At 36.1% G+C, this 20,397-nt stretch carries 22 protein-coding genes and 1 tRNA gene; 10 read left to right on the top strand and 13 right to left on the bottom strand.

Annotated elements, in window-relative coordinates:
- Window positions 1-182: 182 nt before the first annotated feature.
- Window positions 183-1,712: a sodium/proline symporter PutP gene (putP, locus tag ACMHJ2_RS01915; protein ID WP_413511274.1), complete on the top strand. Its 1,530-nt coding sequence runs from the start codon at window positions 183-185 to the stop codon at window positions 1,710-1,712.
- A gap of 37 nt (window positions 1,713-1,749) precedes the next feature.
- Here the strand turns inward: putP and ACMHJ2_RS01910 are convergent, their stop codons facing one another.
- The 3 genes from ACMHJ2_RS01910 to ACMHJ2_RS01900 form a co-directional block, all read right to left on the bottom strand.
- Window positions 1,750-3,060, bottom strand: coding sequence for a DEAD/DEAH box helicase (locus tag ACMHJ2_RS01910; RefSeq protein ID WP_413511273.1), 1,311 nt, complete (start codon window positions 3,058-3,060; stop codon window positions 1,750-1,752).
- A 390-nt stretch (window positions 3,061-3,450) separates the two neighbouring features.
- Window positions 3,451-3,921: a hypothetical protein gene (locus ACMHJ2_RS01905; RefSeq protein ID WP_413511272.1), complete on the bottom strand. Its 471-nt coding sequence runs from the start codon at window positions 3,919-3,921 to the stop codon at window positions 3,451-3,453.
- Between the two features lie 32 nt (window positions 3,922-3,953).
- Window positions 3,954-4,451 (bottom strand): hypothetical protein, encoded by a 498-nt coding sequence (locus ACMHJ2_RS01900; RefSeq protein ID WP_413511271.1) that lies wholly within the window; start codon window positions 4,449-4,451, stop codon window positions 3,954-3,956.
- 823 nt (window positions 4,452-5,274) lie between these two features.
- Between ACMHJ2_RS01900 and ACMHJ2_RS01895 the strand changes: the two genes are divergently transcribed.
- On the top strand, window positions 5,275-6,027 hold the full coding sequence (locus tag ACMHJ2_RS01895; RefSeq protein WP_413511270.1) for a hypothetical protein: 753 nt from the start codon (window positions 5,275-5,277) through the stop codon (window positions 6,025-6,027).
- Window positions 6,028-6,073: 46 nt separating this feature from the next.
- Here ACMHJ2_RS01895 and ACMHJ2_RS01890 read toward each other — a convergent pair.
- Window positions 6,074-6,155, bottom strand: a tRNA-Leu gene (locus ACMHJ2_RS01890).
- A 138-nt stretch (window positions 6,156-6,293) separates the two neighbouring features.
- Between ACMHJ2_RS01890 and ACMHJ2_RS01885 the strand changes: the two genes are divergently transcribed.
- A complete protein-coding gene (locus ACMHJ2_RS01885; RefSeq protein ID WP_413511269.1) occupies window positions 6,294-7,682 on the top strand; it encodes a dipeptidase in 1,389 nt (462 codons plus the stop codon).
- A gap of 28 nt (window positions 7,683-7,710) precedes the next feature.
- On the opposite strand, the gene ACMHJ2_RS01880 is transcribed toward ACMHJ2_RS01885, so the two are convergent.
- A complete protein-coding gene (locus ACMHJ2_RS01880; protein ID WP_413511268.1) occupies window positions 7,711-8,973 on the bottom strand; it encodes a glycosyltransferase family 4 protein in 1,263 nt (420 codons plus the stop codon).
- A gap of 90 nt (window positions 8,974-9,063) precedes the next feature.
- On the opposite strand from ACMHJ2_RS01880, the gene ACMHJ2_RS01875 reads away from it, so the two are divergent.
- A complete protein-coding gene (locus ACMHJ2_RS01875; RefSeq protein WP_413511267.1) occupies window positions 9,064-9,645 on the top strand; it encodes a tRNA-(ms[2]io[6]A)-hydroxylase in 582 nt (193 codons plus the stop codon).
- 51 nt (window positions 9,646-9,696) lie between these two features.
- On the opposite strand, the gene ACMHJ2_RS01870 is transcribed toward ACMHJ2_RS01875, so the two are convergent.
- Window positions 9,697-10,230, bottom strand: a complete 534-nt coding sequence (locus ACMHJ2_RS01870; RefSeq protein ID WP_413511266.1) for a hypothetical protein — start codon at window positions 10,228-10,230, stop codon at window positions 9,697-9,699.
- A gap of 255 nt (window positions 10,231-10,485) precedes the next feature.
- On the opposite strand from ACMHJ2_RS01870, the gene ACMHJ2_RS01865 reads away from it, so the two are divergent.
- From ACMHJ2_RS01865 to ACMHJ2_RS01855, 3 genes are all read left to right on the top strand, one after another.
- Window positions 10,486-10,851, top strand: a complete 366-nt coding sequence (locus ACMHJ2_RS01865; protein WP_413511265.1) for a BlaI/MecI/CopY family transcriptional regulator — start codon at window positions 10,486-10,488, stop codon at window positions 10,849-10,851.
- A 4-nt stretch (window positions 10,852-10,855) separates the two neighbouring features.
- Window positions 10,856-12,094 carry a M56 family metallopeptidase gene (locus tag ACMHJ2_RS01860; protein WP_413511264.1) on the top strand — a complete coding sequence of 413 codons (1,239 nt, stop codon included), beginning with the start codon at window positions 10,856-10,858 and terminating at the stop codon, window positions 12,092-12,094.
- A 235-nt stretch (window positions 12,095-12,329) separates the two neighbouring features.
- Entirely contained in the window at window positions 12,330-13,121 is a 792-nt protein-coding gene (locus ACMHJ2_RS01855) for an energy transducer TonB (protein ID WP_413511263.1), read from the top strand.
- Between the two features lie 190 nt (window positions 13,122-13,311).
- On the opposite strand, the gene ACMHJ2_RS01850 is transcribed toward ACMHJ2_RS01855, so the two are convergent.
- Window positions 13,312-13,860: an NAD(P)H-dependent oxidoreductase gene (locus ACMHJ2_RS01850; RefSeq protein WP_413511262.1), complete on the bottom strand. Its 549-nt coding sequence runs from the start codon at window positions 13,858-13,860 to the stop codon at window positions 13,312-13,314.
- A 91-nt stretch (window positions 13,861-13,951) separates the two neighbouring features.
- On the opposite strand from ACMHJ2_RS01850, the gene ACMHJ2_RS01845 reads away from it, so the two are divergent.
- Window positions 13,952-14,359, top strand: a complete 408-nt coding sequence (locus tag ACMHJ2_RS01845; protein ID WP_413511261.1) for a winged helix-turn-helix transcriptional regulator — start codon at window positions 13,952-13,954, stop codon at window positions 14,357-14,359.
- A gap of 159 nt (window positions 14,360-14,518) precedes the next feature.
- Here the strand turns inward: ACMHJ2_RS01845 and ACMHJ2_RS01840 are convergent, their stop codons facing one another.
- Genes ACMHJ2_RS01840 through ruvC form a run of 4 tightly spaced genes read right to left on the bottom strand, consistent with a single transcriptional unit; the run spans window position 14,519 to window position 17,364 of the window.
- On the bottom strand, window positions 14,519-14,887 hold the full coding sequence (locus ACMHJ2_RS01840; RefSeq protein ID WP_413511260.1) for an MmcQ/YjbR family DNA-binding protein: 369 nt from the start codon (window positions 14,885-14,887) through the stop codon (window positions 14,519-14,521).
- A gap of 11 nt (window positions 14,888-14,898) precedes the next feature.
- Window positions 14,899-15,672 (bottom strand): cyclase family protein, encoded by a 774-nt coding sequence (locus ACMHJ2_RS01835; RefSeq protein ID WP_413511259.1) that lies wholly within the window; start codon window positions 15,670-15,672, stop codon window positions 14,899-14,901.
- A 4-nt stretch (window positions 15,673-15,676) separates the two neighbouring features.
- A complete protein-coding gene (hemW, locus tag ACMHJ2_RS01830; RefSeq protein ID WP_413511258.1) occupies window positions 15,677-16,810 on the bottom strand; it encodes a radical SAM family heme chaperone HemW in 1,134 nt (377 codons plus the stop codon).
- Window positions 16,810-17,364 carry a crossover junction endodeoxyribonuclease RuvC gene (gene ruvC / locus ACMHJ2_RS01825; RefSeq protein WP_413511257.1) on the bottom strand — a complete coding sequence of 185 codons (555 nt, stop codon included), beginning with the start codon at window positions 17,362-17,364 and terminating at the stop codon, window positions 16,810-16,812. Before ruvC ends, hemW begins: the two co-directional genes overlap by 1 nt.
- A gap of 60 nt (window positions 17,365-17,424) precedes the next feature.
- Here ruvC and ACMHJ2_RS01820 point away from each other — a divergent pair, with 60 nt between their 5' ends.
- Window positions 17,425-18,363 (top strand): hypothetical protein, encoded by a 939-nt coding sequence (locus ACMHJ2_RS01820; protein WP_413511448.1) that lies wholly within the window; start codon window positions 17,425-17,427, stop codon window positions 18,361-18,363.
- On the opposite strand, the gene ACMHJ2_RS01815 is transcribed toward ACMHJ2_RS01820, so the two are convergent.
- The gene (locus ACMHJ2_RS01815; RefSeq protein WP_413511256.1) at window positions 18,364-18,843 is read right to left on the bottom strand and encodes a hypothetical protein; all 480 of its coding nucleotides are present in this window, start codon (window positions 18,841-18,843) and stop codon (window positions 18,364-18,366) included.
- Window positions 18,844-18,893: 50 nt separating this feature from the next.
- Between ACMHJ2_RS01815 and ACMHJ2_RS01810 the strand changes: the two genes are divergently transcribed.
- Complete coding sequence (locus tag ACMHJ2_RS01810; RefSeq protein ID WP_413511255.1) at window positions 18,894-19,388, top strand: DUF456 domain-containing protein; 495 nt, start codon at window positions 18,894-18,896, stop codon at window positions 19,386-19,388.
- A gap of 3 nt (window positions 19,389-19,391) precedes the next feature.
- Here ACMHJ2_RS01810 and ACMHJ2_RS01805 read toward each other — a convergent pair whose 3' ends face one another.
- Window positions 19,392-20,264, bottom strand: a complete 873-nt coding sequence (locus tag ACMHJ2_RS01805; RefSeq protein ID WP_413511254.1) for a DMT family transporter — start codon at window positions 20,262-20,264, stop codon at window positions 19,392-19,394.
- Between the last annotated feature and the right edge of the window lie 133 nt (window positions 20,265-20,397).

The following is a 20,397-nucleotide window of genomic DNA, read 5'->3' as shown; positions in this document are numbered from 1 at the left end:
CCCCCTAATTAGTTTTTTAATTGTTAGCAGGTTCTCCTTCCCGGAGAACCTGCTTTTTTTATAAATAGCTATCCTTCACTACTCTAAAGGTTTTACAATTAAAATAGAAAACACCTAATACATATACATATCACACCTATACAAGGCATTACATTGTTTTTTACTTAGTTTTAAAACAAAAAATGCAGCTTGATCCCACACTAACGACTTTCTCTCTCTACCTTGTTCTTATACTAGTAATTGGCATTATTGCTTATCGAAAGACTAAAAATTTTTCTGATTACATCTTAGGAGGGCGAAGTTTAGGCCCTATAGTTACAGCTTTATCTGCAGGATCCTCTGACATGTCGGGTTGGCTTTTAATGGGTTTACCAGGTAGCATTTACACCTTGGGTATAGCCCAAAGTTGGATTGCCCTAGGCCTGTTAGTTGGCGCTTTTTTCAATTGGAAATTAGTAGCCGGACGATTGCGTATACACACCGAGCTGAATAACAATGCCTTAACCTTACCTGATTTTTTCTTTTATCGATTCGGCAAAGAGGGGAAAAAAATCAAAACAATTGCCGCATTTGCCATCCTATTTTTCTTCACACTCTATTGTGCATCGGGTATGGTAGCAGGCGCGCAACTATTTACGGTTATTTTTCATGTTACCTACCATCAGGCTTTATTCTATAGTGCCTTAGCGACAATTACCTACACTTTTATTGGAGGTTTTTTAGCGGTGAGTTGGAGTGATACCCTTCAAGCGACTTTAATGCTGTTTGCTTTGATTTTAACCCCTATTATGATCCTCTTTCATCTCGGTGGATGGGATATCGCCCAAGAACAGATCATCACAGCTATGGAAACGCATCATCTCGAATATACTAGTTTACTACACAAGGTAAGTTTCATAACCCTTATAAGTGCAGCAGCTTGGGGATTGGGTTATTTTGGACAACCGCACATCTTAACGCGTTTCATGGCTGCTGAGGGCGTTAAAACCATGAAAAAAGCACGTCTTATTGGTATGACCTGGATGTTTTTATGTTTATCTGGTGCCGTTGCTATTGGATACTTCGGTATTAGTTACTTCCAACTCCATCCCGATCAAGCGTATCAGGTCAATAAAAATAGAGAATTAATATTTATAGAACTGATTCATTATTTATTTAATCCTTGGCTCATTGGTCTTTTATTAGCTGCAATTTTAGCTGCAATTATGAGTACACTAAGTGCACAGCTACTTCTGTCATCAAGTACATTGACTCAGGATTTTTACTACTCGTATCTTAGGCGTCAAGCCAGTCAAAAAGAATTAGTTTGGCTAGGTCGATTCGCTGTCTTACTCATCTCTTTGATTGCAATTCTCATTGCCTTCGACGAGAACAACAGTATTTTGGCTTTGGTTGCTAGCGCTTGGGCAGGTTTTGGTGCTGCTTTTGGCCCGCTTATTCTATTTTCATTATTTTGGAAAAAAACAACCGGCCAAGCGGCCTTTTCAGGAATACTAATCGGAGGGCTTACCGTTATTTTTTGGCCTATTTTTCAAGAAAAAATATTGAGTGGGCAAATTTTTGGGTATCAAGAACCGCTTTATGAGCTAATTCCTGGTTTCTTCTTGAGTTCACTGAGTATCTACCTTATTTCAAAATATGGAACACCAGCTCCTGAAAGCATACAAGTCATTTTTGATCAAGCGAATGACTTGTATCATCAAGAAAAATAATTTTCAATCCGCAGGTGCGAATTGAAATTGATGCTAGTTATTCTCTAGCTAAAGCTATCTTAACTTTTTTATTTTTAAGTTTAGTATTCTCTAATGTTCGCAATAAAGGCTTTATTTTAGCTGTGCGAACAGCAACAAAGGCTTGAGTATCGCGAACATCAATTAAACCAATATCCTCTTTATTGAGTCCTCCTGTTTTAATTAAATACCCAACGATATCTACTTTATTCACTTTGTCTTTTTTTCCTGCACTAATATATATCGTTTTAAAATCAGTGCGGTTATCTATGCTATAGGTACCCTTTATCTCTTCAATAGGCATCTTAGGATCAATAAAGTTGAATTTATCTTCATTGGTAACAATTACATAGACTTTCCCTTCTGCCTTCATACGAGCCGTACGGCCATTTCGATGAATAAAGGCATCTTCCTTTTCTGGAATCTGATAGTGAATGACATGTCCAATTTCGGGAATATCCAATCCTCTAGCAGCTAAATCGGTAGAGATTAAAATATGACAACTTCTATTTCTAAATCTCATCAAAGCTCTTTCGCGATCTTCTTGTAGGAGTCCTCCGTGAAAAGCACCGTTGGCCACTCCGTTATTCGTTAGGGTTTCACTAATTCGCGCCACTGCATCTCTGTGATTGCAGAAAATCAATATCGTATCCTTGCCAATTTTGCCAATCAATTGAATGACGGTCTCTAATTTCTCTTCTGCCGTAGTGATAATTTTGCTAAAAGTAAGGGCCGGTTGATCTTCCACTTTATTCAAAAAATGAAGGTGTTCCGGATTTTCAATTCCTGTAAATGCGGGTATTCTTTTTAAAGCCGTCGCAGAAGTAAGCATACGGAAATCTAGCTTATCAAAGGCCTGAATGATATAATCCATATCTGATTGGAATCCCATTTCCAACGCTTTGTCAAACTCATCAATCACATAACTATGTACGTATTGGGTATCAAATGAATTTTCTTCCACATGAAAAGCAACTCTTCCGGGAGTACCGACTAAAACAGCTGGAGGTGAAGCTAAATTATTCAATTCTATTTTGGTGGAATGTCCGCCATAACACGCATTGATTTTAAAAGCTGTTCCAATCTTTTTAAAAACCGTTTCAATCTGAATAGCAAGTTCACGCGTAGGAACAAGGATTACGGCTTGTACTCCACGTACCGCAGGGTTTAATCGCTGTACAAGGGGCAATAAAAAAGCGAGCGTTTTACCCGAACCCGTTGGGGATAATAAAACAATATTGTTTTTTTTCTGTGCGGTGTTATAGGTTTGAAGCTGCATTTCATTTAATGCTGCAATCTCTAGTTTTTGAAGTATTTCTGCTTGATTCATACCGCAAAGGTAGGGTATTTTGTTTTTTGTTGTTATTTTTTTACTCTTCACTCTTAACCATTCACCACTCACTCTTCACTATTTACCCTTCGTTCTTCAGAAAACAAACAACAATCATCTATTCCATACTAATATCAAATAGAAAAAATCTTGTTTTCTTTTTGAGAAAAAATAATTTATTACAAGAATCACCCAACAATCCATGAAGTAGAATAATCGTTTTTTTCTGAGACTTTAAGGAATGATAGAGTACGCAACGATTCAAACCTTTGGTTTGATCTAAAGGCTAAATATTTTGCAAATAAACAATTTAAAAAAAACCGTCTATTCGAACGGGGTTTTATTTTTTAGCTGTTCTTCTTTCAAAGAGCCTTTGACTTAAAAAAATCACTAATTAGGTAACGTTCTCAATATATTCATCAACGTTCCTTTTTCAAAAAGATAGATACTCCCCCTATATTCGTCCTGTCTGACATTTCCTAAGAGATCTTCTTCAAAATATTTATTAGTATTCCACGCTCCTTTATAATATTCCTCATCAATAACTAAAAGAGGAGAATAGAAAAATTGATTATAAGACTCATCCAGATGATTCAGATCCTGCATTATCAGGAATAACTTATAGTTATTCTTGATCGCATAATCTTCATATACTTTTAATGGTACACAATAGTTCGATGTGCATTTATTTACAAATATAACCACCATTGAATTTTCATACTTCAACAATTCTGCTTTAAGTTTCTTTCCTGTAACAGGATAAATATAGCTCCTATCAAGCTTTTCTAAATCTTCTGTTCTAAGAATTCTTTCTTTCCACACCTCTGGCAACTTCTTGTAATAAGTTGCCGAGCATCCCATCAAAAGAAACATAAGAAAAATATATCTCATTTTTACAATGCCTCAAATATTATTCTATATCCGCCATACTTCCCCATATCAGGAGAATACTCTATTTCACCAGCTGGCAGTTTATAAATTTGTTTTCCAAGCTTTCTAACTATAGCCTCATCAATAATCATATTTGTTTTTTCTAAATTTAAATTGGGTTCAAGAACAAAAAGATCGATTATAGCTTTTCCACCTACCAAAATAACTGGAACAGACATTCCGCTTCCGTCACCTGTACTTCCGCCACCTCCAGGACCAGGACCCATTGGTGGAACTCCCCAATCTGGGGGTAAAGGAGGTGGAGGTAACGGAGGTAATGTAGGTGGGTCTTTAGGTCCCCATTCGAAGTTACAAATTCCAAATCCATTTTTACAATCCTTAGACGCTCTTCCCCAATCAAAGTTAGCAAGAACAATATCAACAAATTCTTTATAAGAGGTCTCACGTACCTCCTCTCTTACAACTTCCGTTTCACAAGAAATTAAAGTAAAAGCAAACATTGCCCTATGATAATTTTTCTCATAATTTAAAAATTTAACTAATTAATAAACTACAAACATAGTCAAATGTTTTACATTTTTATTAAAATAACAATAAATTTGTTATTTTAACATAACTAAAGAACTCCAAAAGACATTTACAAGCCAATACTTATAGTGAATACATAAACTTACTCAGATTCGTAAGCTGTTGTTCGATAATGATATTTAAGGAGCAATAACGACTATAATTCTACAGATATTAGCGTGTTCTTGAATTAATAGACATATAAACATATTCGTTAAATCAAATTTTAAAAGGAACAAATAGATCTTCAAAATATTGCGTTACGTCTAATTTTCTGTTTCCAAAAAGATCTAAATCTTCGATAATAGAGCGAATTAATAAAGGTTAACGCATATAGTCTAAATTAGTCCCTTTTGCACTTAATCCCTAAGTAGAAGATAACTTATAGGACGCGACCTCTCCTTGGTCGAGGTGATTACAAACTGGAAAAGTGAATCTAAAAAAAGACGATTTTTTGAGCGGTTTGTTGGGTTTGTTATTGCTGTTTTTTTCACTCTTCACTTAATTCTTCAGAAAACAAACAACTACCGCCTATTGCTTACTAATATCAAATAGAAAAATTATTGCTTTAGTATTTGCTGTAATTTTAATTAAAAAACAAATTAACATATTGTATTTCAATCAATTATATATTTTAATCTTTACCAAGAGATGTAAGATATACGACATCAAACTTATTTTAGTATGGATGTAGTCAGAAATACAGCAAGAATACGATGCAATCCTTATCATTTAATTTAGTAAAAAAGAAAGACCATGAAAAAATTAACTTCCTTTATTTGTTTCGTTTTTGTGTTGATTCTCTCTATCAGTTGTGAAAAAGAAGACTACCAAAAACCTTTGAGTGACAACTACTTCGAAGACGCTAAAGTACTCCAACAATTTGTTCAAATAGATAAACAGGAGATGCGTTACTATTTGGATCTAAACGCAAAACACGAGTTATTGAAGCTACTTCCAAACAATACCACTGAACAAGCGGCGCGTATAGGAGAAGTAAGCAAAAAACGCTTCATCGACCAATTGAATACATTGAACGCATATATCCAACAAGAAATTAAAAAAGGAGCAACCTATGTCGTGATGGCCACGGAGCAAGATTCTTGGTTTAAACAACTTGATTCAAGTGCTTCTTCCTTCTTCATTCAACCCAATTCTCCCCCCCTATCTCCGCTACAAAAAGCACTCAGTTTCATCTATTTCAACAAACCTGGAGAAGTTCCTACAGATACTGAATTTTATGCTTCTGATCACATCAATACTCAGGTGACGGTATCCTCTCAAGACGGAACGGGTAACATAGCTGCCACACTCAAATGCCGCACAGGTACAAGTCCACAAGGCGAAGTAACAGATTCTTCCACGTTGGTAATTACTACGCCTGGCACTACGTACGCGATGAGTTACTACTGGATCAATACAAGAACGGGAAATAACGTACAATGGATTTTTAAAGGAACGGTAAATCGAGACAACGTATGGGCTACTGCGGAAGTGAGTAATGATTGAGAGTTTATTACCATAAAAAAAGCCTCTTCTTTCGAAGAGGCTTTAGTGCGGGTGATAGGACTCGAACCTACACACCTTGCGGCACCAGATCCTAAGTCTGGCGTGTCTACCAATTTCACCACACCCGCAGTTGGCTCAGAACCTCATTACTGTTGTTCTTTTAAGACGTTGCAAATATACAACCTGTTTTTTAATGCGCAAGAAAAAAATAATTTTTTTTTATTCTTATGTTTGTAAGGCATAATATAACTGTATCTATACATACTATGAAAGATTCAAAGCAATTTGTTCAAGAAAACAAGCAACGTCTTCTAGATGAGTTAATTGAACTCCTTAAAAAACCTTCTATCAGTGCTGATAGTGCGTATTCTCAAGACGTAATTAACACCGCTGAAGCAGTAAAAGAAAATTTAATAAAAGCAGGGTGTGACAACGTAGAATTGTGTGAAACGCCAGGATATCCTATTGTTTATGGAGAAAAAATCATCGATCCTGCGCTTCCAACGGTACTTGTTTATGGTCATTATGACGTACAACCTGCGGATCCAATCGAACTTTGGACGTCTCCTCCGTTTGAACCTGTCATCAAAACGACGCCGATTCACCCTGAGGGAGCGATTTTCGCTCGTGGTGCTTGCGATGACAAAGGACAAATGTTCATGCACGTAAAAGCCGTGGAATATATGATTGCAACGAATACTTTACCTTGCAACGTGAAGTTCATGATTGAAGGAGAAGAAGAAGTTGGATCGGTAAGTTTAGGCTGGTTTGTAAAAAGAAATCACGATAAATTAAAAAACGATGTAATTCTTATTTCTGATACGGGGATGATTTCAAATCAACAGCCGTCAATCACAACTGGATTGAGAGGTTTAAGTTATGTTGAAGTAGAAGTTACGGGTCCTAATAGAGATTTACATTCTGGATTATATGGAGGAGCTGTTGCAAATCCAATCAATGTATTGACAAAAATGATTGCTTCATTACACGATGAAAATAACCATATCACGATCCCTGGTTTCTACGACAAAGTAGAAGAGCTTTCCCGTGAAGAACGCGATGAAATGGCGAAACGTCCTTTTTCTTTAGACGATTACAAAAAAGCTTTAGACATTGAGGAAGTATACGGTGAGACTGGTTATACAACCAATGAGCGCAACTCTATTCGCCCAACGCTAGATGTGAATGGTATTTGGGGTGGTTATACAGGTGAAGGTGCTAAAACTGTTATTGCTAGTAAAGCTTTTGCCAAAATATCTATGCGTTTAGTTCCTAATCAAGATTGGGAAGAAATTACTGAGCTATTCAAAAAACACTTTGAAAGTATTGCTCCAGCGGGTGTAACGGTGGAAGTAAAACCACATCACGGTGGACAAGGCTATGTAACGCCAACGGATTCTATTGGATACCAAGCCGCTGCAAAAGCCTATGAAGATACTTTTGGTGTACCCCCTATTCCAGTTCGCTCTGGAGGAAGTATTCCAATTGTGGCTTTATTCGAAGAAGAATTAGGATCTAAATCAATCATGATGGGCTTTGGATTAGATTCTGATGCTATTCACTCTCCTAATGAACACTTTGGTGTTTTCAATTATTTGAAAGGAATTGAAACTATTCCACTGTTCTACAAATACTACATGGAATTAGTAAAATAATTTATACAAAAAAGCGAGAACGTCAAGGTTACTCGCTTTTTTTATGCTTGTTTTTTTCTTCAATCCAAAGTGCCATGTATTTCGTACTTTGCGCACTATGATGTTTAAAGACTTCCAGTAAGAAATTGTCTTTTCTGTATTTTTCGAGATTTAAATCTACCGCTAGTAATTGTTTTCTTAACTGTTCGATATAATATGCCTTATCATACTTTGCTCTTAGCAAAGCAACTCCCTTTTGCTGTTTAGCTTTCCAAATTTCTTCCTCTTGGTATAGCGTTACAGCTTGGGCTACAAATTCAGCTACCTCATCACAAACAAAGCCACACCAATGCTCAATATCTGCCATAGCTTCTACGCCAACAGACGTAGTTACATTAGGTGTTCCTACGCGCATCGCATCGATAAATTTTCCTTTTATGCCTGCCCCAAAAGCAATAGGTGCTAACATGACTCTCGCTTTGCTAATAACAGCTAGGGCATCTTCCGCTCTACCCTCCACCAAAAAACCTTCTTTTTCTTGATGCAATTGCAAAACTTTCGCTGAAGGATAAGCCCCATAAATACGCAGTTTAGCCTTTGGAAGCTGTTTGCGCAGCAGCGGCCAAATTTCCGTTTTTAATCGCAAGACGGTTTGCCAATTGGGTTCATGAATAAAATTGCCAATAAAAACAAAATCCTCTTTTTCATCAAAAGTCAACCAGTTTTGCTGTTCACTTTCTGTTAGTTCTGGCTCCAAAAAAGGCAGTACAAAAAGAATATCACTCGGAAGTTTAAAGACTTCTTTTAAGAGATTATATTCAAATATTGAAATTAAAAGGGTCAAATCACAACGCATAATACTTGCTAATTCGCGCTTGGTTCGCTCCGTGTACAAATGGGCTTCTAAGGAATCGCTACCCTTTTTATACTGCTCCTGACGGGCGTAACGCAAAAAGTGCAAGTCTTCCGTATCGAGAATCGTCATCGCTAGGGGGCATTGTGCTGCAACCCGCCAACCAAATTGTTCTTCAATCATAAAACGGTCATACATTACCCAATCTGGTTGTAAAGCGGCTAACATTTGATCTGTCCGTTCATCATTGAGGAAAATGGATACTTCTTGCACAGCAAATGCACTCAAATCATCACTATAAGGCGTTTTAAGGGCAGTTGATCCAAAATAGATCTGCATCTGCCAGGATTGAAATACGTCTAACAATTGCAACATACGCTTACCCGCAGCTGATGAGCGCGATTCGGGCCAAACTTGACCGATAATTAGTATTTTCTTTGCCTGTACTGAATTCTCCATCGCACAAAAATACAGCTTCTTACGCAGTATATTTTCCTAATTTTTAATCTCTATTATATTTAGTATTTTTGCTAAAAACGAAAAGGAATTATGTTAGGACTTAAACTTTTAACGGATCCCAGATGGGCTAATATTGCCGAATCAAATCTCGAAGAGATTTTGACGGATCACTGCTGGTGTGAACAAAAAGCGGCCACCAATGCCATTACCTTGATTGCATACAATTCAGAACACGAAGACTTAGTAACTGAATTAACAGAAATTGCGATTGAAGAAATGCAACATTTCCAAATGGTACATGAGATTATCAAACAGAGAGGATACACCTTAGGGCGTGAACGCAAAGATGATTATGTCAATCAACTGAATAAATTCTGTAAAAAAGACGGAAGTAGAAATGATGCTTTTATTGATCGTTTACTTTTTGCTGCCATGATTGAAGCTAGAAGTTGTGAGCGCTTTCGCGTATTATCACAAAATATTCAAGATGAAGAACTTTCCAAATTCTATTACGATTTGATGGTTTCAGAAGCGAATCACTATACTGCCTTCTTAAAGTTTGCTCGAAAATATACAGAACGCTTTGATGTGGATAAACGCTGGCAAGAATGGTTGGAATTTGAAGGGAATTTAATCCAGAGTTACGGAACAAAAGAACAGATACACGGATAATACTACAAATGCGAGGGACAGGCTCGCATTTTTTTATTCTGCGTATTTAATTCAATCTAATTGTCTAATTGTCTTCAATAATTTACGCGCCTGACTTTGATATGCAGGGGTCTTTTCGGAAAACCTTACCTCTACTACTTCGGCAATCGACTTGGCTTGCTCAGGAAATTTAGCAGCTAATAGTCGAACGATTTGCATTGCATTGGCTTCCGTTGCTACTTTAGCAGTAGAAGTTAACCACACTAAACTTTGATTTAAAAGTTGCTCTTCTAGTATAGGATTGAATAATTTTCGCTTTTTTTCAAGCAGTAAAACACTCATTTTACTTGTTAATCGCTTTACACTTTCGTCTTCGACCAAGTACAACTGCTGAATAAACTTTTCAATATAATGATCCAATGCGTGGTTATTTACTTGCACTAAATCATCTAAAATAACACTTGCTATTACCTTGACTTTACAACCAACATCAAACGTAAAATCTACTAAAGTAGGTATGAGATTAGGTTGATGAATCAACTTTTCTATGGTATTTTTTCTGCTTGCCAAACTTGTATTACCTGCTGCTAAGACCTCGTAAATCATAGAACTATTAGTTTATAGGATTGTCAATCACCCTTTTAATACGCTAAAGATAATTCGTTTTATTAAAAAAAGTATAGAATTCATTTTGTTTTTATTTTTTTATTCTATATTTGTAGAACAATATCTACATAGATAGATACTGTAGTAAATTCACTCTTAGTACTTATTTTTATTTTCAGCTACCAAGTGTACCTAAAAACAAAAGGAATAAAAAGTAAGTTGTTGGCATTATAAAAAATAAACAGTTGTACTACCATGATAAAATTACCCCAAACCGAAGAGCAGCTTATGGAATATATTTGGGATTTGAAAGAAGCCTTTTCGAAAGACTTACTTGAAAAATACCCGGATCCAAAACCTGCACAAACCACCTTAGCTACCTTGTTAAAACGGTTAGCAGAAAAGGGTTTTATTACCTATAAAACCTTTGGTAATTCTAGAGCCTATGCTCCCTTAATTCGAAAGGAAGACTATTTTGAAACTCATCTAAATACAATGGTAGAGCAGCATTTTAATAGCTCAGCCTTGTCCTTTGCCTCCTTTTTTACCAAAAAAAGTAAAATGAGCAAAAAGGAATTAGAAGCTTTGAAAAAAATTGTAGAAGACCAACTAAAAAAATAGAACCATGCTGTTATATTTAACTCAAACTACCCTACTTTTATTTTTGATTCTCGTCGTTTATAAACTTGTATTAGAGAACCAAAAAATACATGTATTCAAGCGCTATTATTTAGTGTTTGCCTTGGTATTGGCGTTTCTTTTACCGCTAATTAAAATTCCTACAACGGGGGTTTTAACGCTAGCTAATATGAAATTACAAGAGCTAAATGAAATTAGTATAACGCCTGAAAAGGCAACTGCATCCACTAGTTTAACAATAATCACTTTGCAGTACGTGCTACTTGGTCTCTATCTCCTCGGTTTTGGTGTTATGTTAACTCGTTTTATAGCCTCCCTGCTTCATTTTAAAAGATTGGAAAAACAAGGCAGTATTATCTATGATCAAGGACAAAAATTTGTTGTATTAAACCATTTAGATACCGCATTTACATTTCGCAACACCATCTACTTACCGCTTAATATCCCCATTGAATGGAACAACAAAATCCTTTTACACGAATACAACCACGTCAAGCAAAAGCATTCTTGGGATATCTTATTGATTGAAAGTCTCAAAATCGTATTTTGGTTTCAGCCGCTTTTGTATTGGTATCAACAAAACATAGCTTTAAATCACGAATTCTTAGCCGATGATACACTGAATTCAAATCCAGCAGAAACGCAAGCCTATTTACAACTATTAGTAAGCCAAACTTATAAACAAAATGAACAACGCTTCAGTAGTTCGTTCAATTTTAACCTAACCAAAAAACGTTTTATTATGTTAACTAAATCAAACAATCCCATGAAAAATGCATTCGCTTCTATGGGGGCTATTGCACTACTATGTACCATGAGTACCTATACCGTTTTTGCGCAAAGTAAGCCTCAAGAACCGGTTGTAACTAAGGCTACTCCTGCTATTGAAGATCCCAATGAAGTTCACATCGCAGTAAGCGAACCAGCCAGTTATCCAGGTGGCATGATGGCTTTTAACCAAGACTTTATAGCTAATTTTGAAACGCCTCCTTTTGAAGGTGAATCGCTGCGCGTTATTCTCCAATTTATCATCGAAAAAGACGGAAGCTTAAATGAAATTAAAGTTGTTAGAGATCCTGGATTTGGCACTAAAGAAGCGGCTTTAAAAGCGATATCTAAAACCAAAAATTGGATACCTGCTGTAGATAAGGGTAAAGTAGTTCGCAGTCAATTTACCTTGCCAATTACACTACAAGCAGAGCAAACCACGGAGACAGAAGCTTAAATAGTTAGTAACACAAGTGATAGTCATCTATTACTTGTGTTACTTGAAACTACCTAATACAGGGCTCAAGAAGGTTAATGCTTTTATTCAAGTTTAACCTACAAAATGATTGTACTCAAAAAAAGGGATGCCCCTATAACCAGTCCCCTCGGCTTTATCCGACACTTTTGCCTATCTCCATTTTTTATACCTAGAATAAACAGTACCTTCGTGGTAAATTCATAAAACGACGACAATGCCGTTTACAACTAAAAACAACTATTTCATCGGTGTATTTTTTTTGCTATTCTTTACTTTTAACGGAGGTGTTAGCTACGCAAAAGAAACATTAACAAACCACAAAAATGTAGAATTTCAGGAAAACAGTCAAGCGAAGTATCCCGGTCCCTTTCTAAAAGATTTTCTACAAGCTTTTTACAAAAAGTTTAAATCTACCAATACCACTGAAGAAGCTTTTGATTTTACTTTAAGTTTTACGGTTAAGGCATCGGGTAAACTAGAGCGTATAGAGATTACGGGATTAACAGATACTTTGGTAAGTGAAGCAACAAAAAACATCGTACAAAGCATGAAGAAATGGAAGCCTGCCAAAGAAAATGGCGTTGCAGTAGATGGCAACTATAAGATTCCTTTTTATATCCTTGTAGAAGATGTTAAAGCGGGAAATTCTAATCCTAAATACTATGCGAAGAAAGAAGACACACGTTATCAACCAGCAAGCTATCCTACAGGAATAGATGGTTTTTGGGCAGAATTCCACAAAATACACGGACCTCAATCTTCAGCTAATTTTGTAGGGGATCAGATTAAATACACCATTATCCTTGCTATACAAACCGATGGAACCGTGACTGAAGTAGATTTAAAAGGTATTCAAAATGAAAAACTAAAAGAGACCTTTTTAGATGACTTTATTGATATAATCACACGAATGAAAAAATGGAATCCGGCTACTTATGATGGTACACCAATTAAGAGTAAACTCAATATTAAGTTTGTCCGCGACGTAGAGATTTTTATATTGTAACCTTGAGTTGCAACTAATTTTGACCGTGCTATTACAAACAAATAAAGGATAAAGTTAAAGTAAAACAAGCAATGCATTTATTGCTTGTTTTACTTTAACTACGCAGTCTAATCCACATAACTAGTCCTACCGCAAGGTTTCAATACTTCTACTCCAACTTAGTCCCTACGGGTTTAGGCAAATCTTAGGCTTATCCCCTATTTAGGACACCTATTGATTCTATAAATTTTTTATAGCCTGGAATACTCTTAGCTACCCATTCAACAGTAGTATCCTGTTCGATTCCATAGTAAGCATAAAATCCTATATAATTTGCCTTGACATAGTTAAAAGTCAATTCAAAAGGCGCTATCAGCTCTTTCAATGTATATCCATACTTTCCTTCTACACGGTATTCTATTTCATCAATTCCAACAGAAATAACCAAGCCTATTTTTTTTCCTTGTAACTTATATCCACTGGTACTTCCATACGCCCATCCATAGGTCAATACTTCATCCAACCACTTTTTCACCAAAGGAGGTGAACTAAACCAATAGAAAGGAAATTGAAATATAATTTTATCATAGGCTTCGATTAAAGCCTGCTCTTTTTCTACGTCAATTTTCTCATCTGGGTATGCTGTATATAAACAGTGTATATGAAAGTTTTCGGAATCCTTTTGAAGCTCTTCCATCCAAAGCTTGTTGGTCAGGGAGGTTTCTAAATTGGGATGTGCTATAATTACTAATGTTTTCATCTTTCTAATTATTTAATACACAAATTTAAAGCGGTTATCTTTAAATCTGTACATTAGCTATTAATTGTATGGTACTAACAAAAATGTAAGTATGGGAAAAATAAAGGAAGCCTCAGTAAATTACGAGAACAAGCAAACTTTAGGTGCGGAGTGTGCAGAGATCTATGCGTCAAATCTTATAGGTGGACAATGGACCATTGCTATATGTTGTATTTTACTCGAAGGAAAATTGCGATTTGGCGAATTAAAAAAACGACTGCCTAGAATAACAGAACGCATGTTGACGCTTCAATTGCGAAAAATGGAAGAAAATAAACTCGTAACAAGAACGGTTTATGCTGTAGTTCCTCCAAAAGTTGAGTATGAACTTACACCTATTGGCCTAAGATTAAATCCTATTTTAATAGATTTACAAAAATGGGGTGTAGCACATATGGAACTCATGGGGGTAGATACCTCTCGAGTAACTACTAATTACGCAACGGATCAAGATAAATAGTTTTTAGGACACTAATTTCTTTTCGCTTTAACCTACAAAGCATTCTTTTTATGTTTAAATGAAAAAAAATATTACATTTACAGCACCTAAATACTACAGATTGAGAATTCACCTTACTACATTTTTCTCTTTTTGTTGGTTTAGGTCTGCTTTGTGTAACTAAGTATTTTCTTCTAAACTCTCTTTTACTTTTTGAGTTAAACTATTGTAAACGAGTTCATACGAATGATCAATCAAGTCTTTCAGCAACGTCCATTGGACCGAACCTCCTAAATGCACACTGTTCCAATGTTTTTTACTCATGTGATAACCAGGTGTAATTTCATTGTAATCTGCCCGAAGCTCTTCGGCTTTTTCAGGATCGCATTTTAAATTTACAAAGCAATTTCCCTGCTCCCATTTGGTCAAATTGAGTAGCAAATAAATTTTACCTCCCACTTTAAAGGTTAGGGTTTCTTGATCAAAAGGAAAATCTTCGCGTGTTCCTTTTTTGTTTAAACAATAATCGTAAACAACATGTACATCCATAACACTCTATTTTAGGTAAATATCTGATAAATAATCGGTTTACTTGGTGAGGCATCATTCACAAAAGAAGCGATTTGCAAATTCAAAATATAAAAGCCATCTACAACAAGCTCAGGAACGTAAATCATTTCTGTAATCGTAGCATTAAATCGAGCATCTGCATTGACATCATTGACATTGGTCAGGTTCCAAAAAGCTTTATGCGCTACCAATTTACCTTCATCTTTCTCTTTATCCACACTAGGCAAGTCAATTAATAGGTGTTCAACTCCTTCTTCTCGCAAAAAAGTAGCTGCAGTTGCCTCTAAATACGGCGGATTGGTATGGGAATATTTGCTGTGTTTTTTTCCTTGTTGATTAGGTAAAGTGCGAATGACAATGGCCTTTTGTTGTTGATTATCCCACTGTTTTCGGATCTGATCAAGCGTTATAATAGCATCTCCATTATCTATTAGAATAGGTTCAACAGTAATAACTTGTGCTAAAAAAATAAAGGTTTTGAGTGTATCATTGATACTGTAAAAATCACGCGTAATGTGACCTAAGCATTCGGTATGTGTTCCATGTCCATGAGGATTAAACGCGATGGTATTAAAATTAGTAGAAGACTGTCCTTCACTCACTTTGCCAACCCAATCTCCCATACGCACTGGCTCAATAGACGGTTTATCCAAATACCAAGCAATGGGATTATCATCGGTATTGGTTAAAGGAATAGAGATATCAATTGGTTGTGAAAAATCAATTGCATAGGTAGAATCCGAAATAGAAATAGTTGCTTTCAAGGTTTTATTTCAAATCTAACCAAAATAAATCAGATGCAATACCATCACTTAAAAATTTTCCTTTGTCGGTTATGGTTAAAATATGGTCTTGCTTTTGCATGAATCCATCTGCAATCAAGGAGGCTGATCCTTTCAACAAATAATCCAAATAGGCTGTCCCGAATTCTTTTTGTACACGATCAATATCGACGCCCCAAATGGTGCGTAAACCCGTCATAATATATTCATTATAGCGGTCTGAAAGCGATAGCTCTTCAATTTCAGAAGGCAATGTACCTGCTTCAATTGCCTTGATATACAACGGATTATTGGCAATGTTCCAACTTCTGTATTTCCCATCAAAACTATGGGCAGAAGGACCTATTCCCAAATATTTTTTCCCTAGCCAATAGGCCGAATTATTTTTAGAATAATACCCCGGTTTAGCAAAATTAGAGAGTTCATAGTGCACATATCCATTTTGTTTTAACTTTTCAATCAATAGCATAAAATGCGCATGTGCTACTTCTTCTTTTGGACTGGGAACTAAGCCTTTTTGGATCAATTTATTCAACGCCGTACGTTCCTCAACGGTTAGAGCATAGCAAGAAATATGAGGAATACCCAAATCCAAAACACGTTGAATATTTTCTACCCAACGTTCATCAGATAAATTGGGAATTCCATAAATTAAGTCTACCGAAATATTATCAAAATAGAGTACCGCTTCTTGTAAACACAGGAGTGCTTCTTGGGCATTATGGGCGCGATTCATCATTTTCAGATCCTCCTCCCCGAAGGACTGAATGCCAATACTCAATCGATTTACCTTAGATTGAGCTAAACGGTGAATGGTTGCATGATCTAAATCATCTGGATTAGCTTCTAGCGTAATTTCCGGTTTTTCACTAACCCGATACCACTGATACACACAATCCAAGAGACTATTGATTTCCTCAACGCTTAGAATACTCGGTGTTCCGCCTCCAAAGTAGATGGTTTCAATCGGTTCATGCGTCAATTCATCTTTGCGCAAAAAAAGCTCTTTCTTTAGCGCAACCATCATCTCCTCCTTTTTCTTTAAAGAAGTGGAAAAGTGAAAATCACAATAGTGACAGGCTTGCTTGCAAAAAGGAATATGAATGTAAATACCTGCCATTATTTTTTTACTCTATCTTTATTTTGTTTGACAAAAGCATCCCAATCGGTATACGATTTACCAACCACTGTTTTACCAGAATTAAAAAAATGACAAACGGCTGCTGCTAATCCATCTGTACTATCTAAGTTTTTAGGCAATTCTTTTAGCCCTAATAATTGTTGTAACATTTTAGCGACTTGCTCTTTACTTGCATTTCCATTACCCGTAATAGCCATTTTTATCTTTTTGGGTTCATATTCAGTAATAGGAATACCACGAGAGAGTCCCGCCGCCATTGCTACGCCTTGTGCACGGCCTAATTTAAGCATCGACTGTACATTCTTGCCAAAAAAAGGAGCTTCGATTGCAATTTCATCGGGGCAATGCGTTTCAATCAATTCAATGGTACGTTCAAAAATTCGACGTAATTTAGTATAGTGATCGTCATACTTATTCAATTGTAATTCATTTAATTGAATGAACTCCATCTTTTTATTTACCACGCGAATGAGTCCAAAACCCATAATGGTCGTACCTGGATCAATACCTAATATAATTCTATCTAGTGTCAAATTTCTTTTTTTTTCTTTTCGATTCATCAAGACCAAAAAAATATGATTTACTTTGTATTGATGAAATTTCTATCTAGCAAAACTAAACAATTCCTTGTACTTCTACTTAAGATACTAGTTGTAAGTAGTGCATTTTATTATATCTATAACAAACTTTCAAGTGATCAAACGTTAGATTTCACCTTATTGAAAGAAGTTTTGATTAATCCTCAGCATACTTTTGCTTTATTGGCCTTGCTCTTTTTGACTTTTTCCAATCGATTTGTGGAAATTTTAAAATGGCGAAATTTAGCATCGTTGATTCAGCCTGTAAGTATAGGTCAAGCGACGAAACAAGTTTTAAGTGCCCTTACTTTGGGAATTTTCACACCTAATGGAATTGGTGAATATGCTGGTAAAGCCTTATATTTCCCTAAAAAAGATACAGGAAGGGTTATTTTTCTCAATATGGTTTGCAACGGAATACAGGTTATTTGTGCTATTGTTTTTGGCTTACTCGGACTTACAATTCTCAATTATACCCATCAATTTATTCCGCCCTACTATTTGTGGATTCTCTATGGAATTGCCTCCGTGATTATCGGTTTGGTTTTTACCCTTCGCCATTTGACTATTAGAGGATACTCCTTAAATACGGTGATACAAATGCTCCGCGAAATTCCAAAAGGCAAGCATCGCAAGAATCTGTTTCTGGCCTTATTGCGTTACGCTTCTTTTACCCATCAATATGTTATTTTGTATTATTTATTTGATGTCCATATTCCATACTTCGAATTACTATGTGCGGTATCTGCTATTTATCTCTTAGCTTCGTCCCTGCCTAATTTTCAGTTTTTGGAGTTTGCTGTAAAAGGAAGCATTGCTCTATTTATCTTTTCTGCTTTGGATGTCAATCAATGGGTTGTTGCTTTAGTGGCTACCCTGATCTGGCTATTGAACATTGTTCTACCTATTTCAATAGGCAGTTATTTTGTCTTGACTTTTAAACTCAAAAAATAATTATTGTTTGTTTAGAACCAAAGGCAATACAAATTGACTTGTTACAGGTACACCTCTTTTCATAGCAGGTGAAAGATTTTGAATTTTTTTGCCCTTTTCTGCCAAAAGGCTATCTACACTTTTTAATTGTAGCTTTAAACTGTCATTCAACTGATATAACGTCAGAGAAACTCGGGCATCTGATTGTATCGTAACTAACACTTTTAGCGTATCAATGGCTGCAAAGGTTCCGCGAAGCGTATCTAAACTAAGATTCTCTTCTAAAGCCGTTGTGATATAATTAAAAAAACAAGCTTTACGCGCCGTGGCATCAAAAATAGAGTCACACGTTTCCACACTAGGATAGGTATCTACCGTAGTCCAATCTACTTTATTTAATTCTTCTTCAAGCAGTTGTTGTTCGTCGGGAATTCGAGCGGACATCCATTGACAAGAAGTGAATAAAAAAGGCAAAAAGAAAATTATCCAACTCGATTTCATGAAACAATATTGTTGTAATTTGGTTACTCAAAAGTACAAAAAAAATAGAGATGGACTATTTCTTATTAGTTTTAAGCGTTTTACTATTCATTTTGGGTATAATTGGCAGCGTGCTTCCAGCATTACCAGGACCTCCAGTTAGTTGGCTGGGTATCTTGTGTTTGTATTTTGTCAATGGAATTGAACTCAGCGCATTCGCTCTTTGGGGTAGTTTATTTCTTACGCTCGTTATCGTTATCTTGGATTACCTTATTCCCGCTCAAGGAACCAAGCGATTTGGCGGTAGCAAATACGGTGTTTGGGGAACCAATATAGGTTTAGTCCTCGGTATTATTGCTCCTGTTCCTTTTGGCTTTATTCTAGGTCCCTTTCTAGGTGCTTTGATTGGCGAACTAATCTATGATAGTCGAGATGTTTCTCGTGCCTTAAAAGCGGCTATAGGCTCTTTCATCGGGTTTTTAGCTTCTACTTTTCTAAAGGTTGCCTTTGGATTCGCCTTTCTTATTTGGGGACTCATCCTGATTGTTCAGAAATTCTCCTTGTAGGCGTTAATGCTGTACTCGAAATAAAGGTTTATTGATAAAGGTAATTCCTATTCCCACTAGAATTATACATCCCCCTACAAGCATCTGCAAGGATATCGCTTCATCTAAGAAATACCACGCGAGTAGCGCGGCAAATAACGCTTGGCTTAACAAACTGAGTGATACCCTAGTTGCTCGCATATTTTGTGTAGCAAAACTAATTAACAACCACGCCAGTAATTGGCAAACTATACCCTGAACAAAAAGCGTCAGCCAACCCTGCATTGAAAAGCCTGTAAACGCTGAGCCTGCAACTAGATTTAAACCCGCTAAAAATAGGGTAGAAACACCGATACTGTAAGCCATAAAAGAAACAACACCTACTTGTTCCAACACTTTTTTACTCATCAAAATATAGGTAGCATACAGCAATCCAGATAGAATACTGAAAAGAAAAGGGATATCAAACGACAGGTTTACAAATACATCAATACCCACTAAGGTAATCATTCCTATAAGCGCCAATAAAGTGCCTACCCAAAAATTAATTGTCGGTTTAATTTGTAGGAAAAAATAACTCCCCATTCCCACCCACACCGGGGCTAAATTTCCCAATAAGGTGGCTTGAGTAGCGGTTGAACCTTGAATGGCTATATTCCAAACGCCAATATCCAAGCCAAAACAGACCCCACACAAAACAATCAATAGCATGGTTTTGCGATCATATACTTTTATTTGCTTGGTAAAAATCGCATAAGGAACTATAAATAAGGCAGCAATAGCCATGCGGTAAAAGGCAGAAATTAAACCCGGTACCAAAGCCATTTTTACTAAAACAGGAAAAATAGAGATGCACAAAATTCCGATAAGCAAAGCGATTCTAGGTTTAGCAGCCATTTGATTTTTTTATTTAACCATACAAAGTAAGTCGGTTTTTCCGTAAATCTACGCTTTTGATTTAAATCTATTAACACTTTGACTTGTTACAATAAAAAAAGCCCCACAATCTAGTGTAGGGCTCTCTAAATAT

It is taken from the genome of Myroides odoratus (assembly GCF_965118575.1).
GTDB classification, from domain to species: domain Bacteria; phylum Bacteroidota; class Bacteroidia; order Flavobacteriales; family Flavobacteriaceae; genus Flavobacterium; species Flavobacterium odoratum_B.
This window is presented reverse-complemented; position numbering and strand designations above follow the sequence as displayed.